Consider the following 6,763-nt stretch of genomic DNA (forward strand, 5'->3'; position numbering starts at 1 on the left):
ATGAAGGCTCCATTAATTCTCATCGATGGCTCATCCTATTTTTTCCGCGCGTTTCATGCGCTCCCCCCTTTAACTAACTCCAAAGGACAGCCCACTGGGGCAGTCTATGGAGTTGCCAATATGATTAAAAAACTGATTAAAGATTATCAGCCGGAAGAGTTGGCGGTAGTCTTTGATGCCAAAGGAAAAACATTCCGTGATGACTGGTATCCGGAATATAAAGCCAATCGCCCCCCGATGCCGCCAGAATTAAGCTCACAATTCCAACCCTTAATTCAATTATTAGAAGCAATGGGTTTACCCCTATTGATTATTGAGGGGGTTGAAGCTGATGATGTGATTGGTACCCTGGCGCAACAAGCCACTGAGCAAGAAATCCCGGTAGTAATTTCCACCGGAGATAAAGACATGGCGCAATTGGTTAATGAACATATTAGCCTGATAAATACCATGAACAATTCCACTATGGATGTACGTGGAGTTAAAGAAAAATTTGGAGTGGCACCAGATCAGATCATCGATTATCTTACCTTAGTTGGTGATACCTCGGATAATATTCCTGGAGTTACTAAATGCGGTCCCAAAACGGCGGTGAAGTGGCTAACTGAATATCAAACCCTGGATAATTTAGTGGAGAATGCGGAACAAATCACTGGAAAAATTGGCGATTATTTACGCGCAAGTATTCCACAATTGCCCCTATCGAAAAAATTGGTAACCATTAAAACCGATTTAAACTTGCCCCTAAACATCCATGAGTTAAAACCGAAAGCGGTGACTAAAGAATCGCTGGTTGCACTCGTTCGCGATCTTGAATTCAAAAATTGGCTAAAAGAACTCTTAGAGTCCAAAGACAGTCAGCCCGAACAAGCGACAGAAACGAACGCAAATAACACAACTCATGAGCTAATAACCACCACGGAGCAGCTCGCTCCCTGGATGCAACAGCTGGAACAATGCCAAGAATTTTGCATCGATACCGAAACAACGGATATCGATATTATGAAAGCAGAAATTGTTGGCGTATCGCTGGCTATTGAACCGCAAAAAGCGGCATACATCCCCTTTACCCACACTGATGGCAGTCCGCAATTAAACCGAGAAGAGGTGTTAGCCCAGTTAAAACCTATTTTGGAAAATCCCAAAATTAAGAAAATAGGGCAAAATATTAAGTACGATTACTCGGTATTGAAAAACCACGGTATCCAGCTGCAAGGCATCGCCTACGATACGATGCTTGAATCTTATGTGTTAAATAGCAGTGCCGGTCGTCATGACATGGATTCCTTATCCTTAAAATACCTAGGGCATAAAACCATTACCTTTGAAGACGTCGCAGGTAAAGGAGCCAAACAATTACGTTTTGACCAAATCCCGGTTGAGGAAGCTGGCGATTATGCGGCAGAAGATGCCGATGTCACTCTTCAGTTACACCACAAGTTATTCCCGATGATGGAAGCGTCATTGCAAAAAGTATTCAATACCATTGAAATGCCGCTAGTAACGGTACTTGCGGATATGGAATTACGTGGTGTATTGATTGATGCTGCGATGTTAAAACACCACGGCACACGGCTCAAAGAACGCATTCAAGAGCTAGAGGCAGAAGCGTTACAGCTTGCGGGCAGACCTTTTAATTTGAATTCGCCCAAACAATTGCAAGAGATTTTGTTTAATGAGCAAAAGCTCCCTGTGATTGCGAAAACCCCAACGGGTCAACCCTCAACGGCAGAGTCTGTGTTGCAAGAGTTAGCTTTTGACTATCGCTTGGCGGCAGTTATTTTAGAATACCGTGGCTTAAGCAAATTGGTTTCTACTTACATTGATGCCTTACCTAAAAAGATTGATGCAGGAACAGGCAGAGTACATACCTCGTATAATCAAGCAGTAACCGCAACTGGGCGTCTTTCTTCAAGCGAACCTAATTTGCAGAATATTCCCATCCGTAATGAAGAGGGCCGCTTAATCCGTACCGCATTTATTGCGCCTCCAGAACACCTCATTTTGGCAGCGGATTACTCGCAAATTGAGTTACGTATCATGGCGCATTTATCCCAGGATGAGAACTTGCTTACCGCTTTTGCCAATGGCTGGGACATTCATACAGCAACTGCTGCTGAAATTTTCCAAGTGCCCCGCCAGGAAGTAAGCTTGGAATATCGCCGTCGGGCTAAAGCGGTGAACTTTGGCTTGATTTATGGCATGTCCGCATTTGGATTGGCTAAACAAATTGGCGTAGAGCGTCAAGACGCGCAGCGTTATATTGATACTTATTTTCATCGCTACCCCAAAGTTTTAGAGTATATGAATCGTACTCGCCAACAGGCTCATGAAAATGGCTATGTGGAAACCTTATTTGGACGGCGACTGTATTTACCAGAAATTAATACACGGAATATGATGCGCCAGAAGGCTGCTGAACGTACAGCGATTAATGCACCAATGCAAGGCACTGCGGCAGATATTATTAAGAAAGCCATGATTTCCATTGCCGACTGGCAAAATGGTCAAGTAAATCCACCTGCCAAAATGATTATGCAGGTGCATGACGAATTGGTGTTTGAAGTAGCGAAGCAAGACGTTGAAGCCTGTTCGCAGAAGATTCGTCACTTGATGGAGCATGCGGTGCAACTCTCAGTTCCTTTGCTGGTTTCTATTGGCACTGGGGAGAATTGGGATGCCGCCCATTGAGGCTAAATTTCGCCATCGCGTGCTTGATAAAACAATCCAGACAATGCTTCGTTAGGAGTACGATACTGGATTGCTGCACTTTGTTGGCAATGACGGTATTTATTTATTCTACATGGTGAACACTGAGGTAGCCCGTATTAGCGCAGCATAATACGGGCTAAATCAAGCCTCGATAAATCCCTTATGCCTCGAGATCATGGGCGAGTAATCGTCTATTGGCGCGGAAATAAGTTATAGGTGAGCACTCCAATAAATCCGATAACTTTTCCATATAGATACAGGCAAAACGATCTACCTGATAGGCAAAATAGCTTTCCTCAGCACCAGCACGGAAGATTCGCTCCCATTTTGGATTGAAAAAGGCTTGCTGCTCTTTGATTAATTTGGTCAGTTGCGCGTCCAGACGGCTGATTTGCGTCTGTAAGTCATGTAACTCTTTTTGATATTGTGACGAGCCTTCATCAATACTTTGTGTATGTAAGTGTACGTAGTGAGATTCTAAATCCTTTTTTACCTCCATTATTTCACTAATTTGCCGCTCAATAGGCATAGACCGTTTTTGAGCGTCAATCTCGTCACCTAACTCTTCGACAACTAAAGCCGTGCGCCAATTACAATCTTTTTTCAGGCGGAGGATATCACCGTAGATATGATCACCAATGTACAGAATTTCATCCTCACGCACTCGTAAATCATCAGTAAATTTCTTAGCATTACCTCCCTGATAAACACCAGGGACAATAGGGCCGATGAGATTATGCATAGCACCATTAGCCTGATTTACCGCTAAAAAGCGCAAGTTATCGTAAAAAAACCGTGGCTTATTGGCTAAGGTAATCACAAACTCGAATAAATCCACCCAACTTTCTCCCTTATCGAGAAATGGGGTGATTGCATAATCTAAAAGAAGCTTGGTATAGGAATATTCCGAGTTGGTTAATATAAATATTCTTTTGCCATGATGAATGAAGTGTTTTAAACCATCCACCAAAGCGCGATCTTTAATTACGTAGGTAGACAGATTTTTGCTGATAATCGATTTTAGGCTGCCATCTGAATGTACTTTGTCCACACAAGCTTGCACATCGTGGGCTATTTCTTGATAGTTCGGCATACCATCGCCTAAGGTATCTTTAAGCTCCACTAATTGTCCATAGAGGACACAAAAAGCAATAGAAAACGAGGTGTCGATTGCCATATAGTTTGGATCGCCTAAATCCACATAGGTACTGCGGTAAATTTCCTGTTGCTCAGAAAAATCAATTAATTTAGTGCCATGAAAACTTTGTCTAATGGCCCCATAACGACTTAGTTTTAAAATATTACCGTTTTTACGGTCAACCACTAAACCACGAATTGCATCATGGTAATTAAAATTTAACTTCTTAATTGCTTCTGGATAATGTTTGGTTTTTACTAATTGTTCTTTGACTAACTGGTACACGAGAGACTCAAAGTTCTCGGAGTGATAACGAATCAAGGTATGGTCCATGTCCAGACCAATCAATTTGATTTTTTTCATATTGAGGATTCGATTTACAAAAACTTTGCACTTACCCATGATTCTAAAACCTAGTTAGTTAAATTATTTAAACCTTCTTTTTCATCTTTTCTGTATGTAGGTTGGGAGGAGAGCGTTTAACGGTACACCATCACCCTTTTAATTTTTTTATCCCCTCGTGCGAGGCAGCCAAAATAACATCAGCTAAACGATGAGCAAATAAGCCATTCTCGACCACGCCAGGAATGGTATTTAAGCGATCTTCCAGCGCCGGCATATTATCAAAATTGAGATTAAACACATCGAGGATAATATTCCCATTATCAGTAACAAAACCATCACGATATTCTGGATCACCACCTAATTGCACCAAATGTCGTGCAACCATGCTGCGAGCCTGGGGAATCACTTCCACAGCCAGTGGAAATTGTCCTAGTTGCTTGACAACCTTTGACTCATCCACAATGCAAATAAACTTCTTAGCCACTTCGGCAACGATTTTCTCACGGGTATGCGCACCGCCGCCGCCTTTAATCATTTCGCCATGAAGAACCACCTCATCAGCGCCATCAATATATACCGGCAGCTCTTGCACTGAGTTTAAATCAACCACAGGAATGCCTTCCGCACGTAATCGCGCCTCGGTAGCTTTGGAACTGGCAACACAGGCATCGATTTTGTGCTTGATGCGTGCTAACTCTTTAATAAAAAAATTCACCGTAGAGCCGGTGCCAACACCAACCACCGTATCATTTTCAATGTAATCTAAAGCCGCTTTTGCGGCTTTAATTTTTAAATCGCTCATTAAGACTTACTCCCGGTTCTTTGTCTTAGTACTTCATACAAAGAAACACCAGTCGCTACAGATACATTTAAACTGTCAACACTGCCTAACATCGGTAAAGAAAATAAGCCATCGCAATGTTCGCGGGTTAAACGGCGTAAGCCTTCACCCTCTGCCCCCATCACGATCGCCATCATACCAGTGCAATCTGTCTGGTAGAGTGATTGCGTTGCCTCTCCAGCCGCGCCATAAATCCAGACACCTTTTTCTTTCAATATTTCCATACTGCGCACTAAGTTAGTAACACGCACGAGTGGCACCGATTCAGCAGCACCGCAGGCAACTTTACTCACTACCGGAGTAATGCTGGCATTTTTGTCTTTAGGAATAACCACAAAATCAACGCCGGTTGCATCAGCGCTACGTAAACAGGCCCCAAGATTATGCGGATCGGTAACGCCATCCAGAATTAGTATCAAAGCAGGACTTTTGCTCGCCTCTAATAAGGGAAGAAGATGCGACTCATTATAGTCTGGCAATGCAGAAGCGCTAGCCACTATCCCCTGATGGGTAAAATCAGCAAAACGCTGATTCATTTGCTGTGTGCTTAGCTTTTCAATACTTATTTTTGCATGTATGGCTTTATCTAATAAATCCTGCACGCGTTTATCCATACGCTCCTGACTAATAAACAGCTTATGGACAACTCGGTGTGGATTAGCTAATAAAGCAGAAACGGCGTGCACCCCATAAATAAATTGCTCACTCATGACTTTTGCTGTCCTCTACAACTGGCTCAAAATCGATTTTACGTTCATCTAAATCAACTCGAGCAACTAAAACGGTCATTTTATCGCCCAAACGATATACCTGGCCACCTCGAGTACCAATAAGTCGATGTTTTACGGCGTCAAAAGTATAATAATCATTCTTCAGTGAAGTAACATGCACCAAACCTTCAACAAAAATTTCATCTAACTCAACAAAAATTCCAAAACTGGTAACCGCAGAAATACGGCCATTAAAAACTTGTCCCAGCTTATCTTGCATGTATTCACATTTAAGCCAGGAAACCACTTCACGAGTTGCGTCATCAGCACGACGCTCTGTCATCGAGGAGTGTTTGCCTAAACGATTCATATCATCATGTGAATAGCCAAACGCAGGAACTGGCAGGTTATCCAAGAGATGCCCTATCGCACGATGAATTAATAAATCCGGATAACGACGAATAGGCGAGGTAAAATGGGTATAAGCCGAATAGGCAAGTCCAAAATGCCCCTCATTCGCTTCAACATATTGCGCTTGCTTTAAAGAGCGCAACATCACCGTCTCAATCAAATGTCTATCGGGTCTATCAACGATGGCATTCATGGTGCGTTGGAAATCTTTGGGTCCTGGCTTTTTACCCCCAGTTAACTGTAATCCCAACTCCCCTAAAAATTGCCTTAACGCGGTAATTTTGTCTTCTTCGGGAGCAGCATGCACTCGGTATAAAGTAGGAATTTCCGCACGTTCAAGGAAACGCGCTGTAGCCACATTGGCCGCTAACATGCATTCTTCAATTAATTTATGCGCATCGTTACGAATCACGGGAACAATACATTTAATTTTTTTATTTTCATCAAATTCAATACGTGTTTCAGTCGTTTCAAAATCCATGGCACCACGAGTTTTACGCGTAGCTAACAATACCTTATACAAATCATAAAGCCCGCAAATCATTGGCCAGAGCGGAGCGTGTTTTTCATCACTAGCCCCTTGTTCCAACCAATTCCCAAACCGGG

5 protein-coding genes are annotated in these 6,763 nt (G+C 42.7%); 1 reads left to right on the top strand and 4 read right to left on the bottom strand.

The genetic code is table 11. From position 1 onward, the window contains the following. Positions 1-2,691 (top strand): DNA polymerase I, encoded by a 2,691-nt coding sequence (polA, locus tag ACQY7T_RS02700; protein ID WP_428411175.1) that lies wholly within the window; start codon positions 1-3, stop codon positions 2,689-2,691. Positions 2,692-2,872: 181 nt separating this feature from the next. Here polA and ACQY7T_RS02705 read toward each other — a convergent pair whose 3' ends face one another. From ACQY7T_RS02705 to ACQY7T_RS02720, 4 genes are all read right to left on the bottom strand, one after another. Next, positions 2,873-4,252 carry an HAD-IG family 5'-nucleotidase gene (locus ACQY7T_RS02705; protein ID WP_428411176.1) on the bottom strand — a complete coding sequence of 460 codons (1,380 nt, stop codon included), beginning with the start codon at positions 4,250-4,252 and terminating at the stop codon, positions 2,873-2,875. Positions 4,253-4,343: 91 nt separating this feature from the next. Beyond that, complete coding sequence (gene rpiA / locus ACQY7T_RS02710; RefSeq protein WP_428411177.1) at positions 4,344-4,997, bottom strand: ribose-5-phosphate isomerase RpiA; 654 nt, start codon at positions 4,995-4,997, stop codon at positions 4,344-4,346. Further along, entirely contained in the window at positions 4,997-5,746 is a 750-nt protein-coding gene (rlmB, locus tag ACQY7T_RS02715; RefSeq protein ID WP_428411178.1) for a 23S rRNA (guanosine(2251)-2'-O)-methyltransferase RlmB, read from the bottom strand. Before rlmB ends, rpiA begins: the two co-directional genes overlap by 1 nt. Next, positions 5,739-6,763 (bottom strand): ribonuclease R family protein (locus ACQY7T_RS02720; RefSeq protein ID WP_428411179.1); only part of this gene is annotated, 1,025 nt, incomplete at its 5' end. The genes rlmB and ACQY7T_RS02720, both read right to left, overlap by 8 nt.

This window comes from Legionella sp. (assembly GCF_965140895.1).
In the GTDB taxonomy this organism is placed as follows: Bacteria; Pseudomonadota; Gammaproteobacteria; order Legionellales; family Legionellaceae; genus Legionella.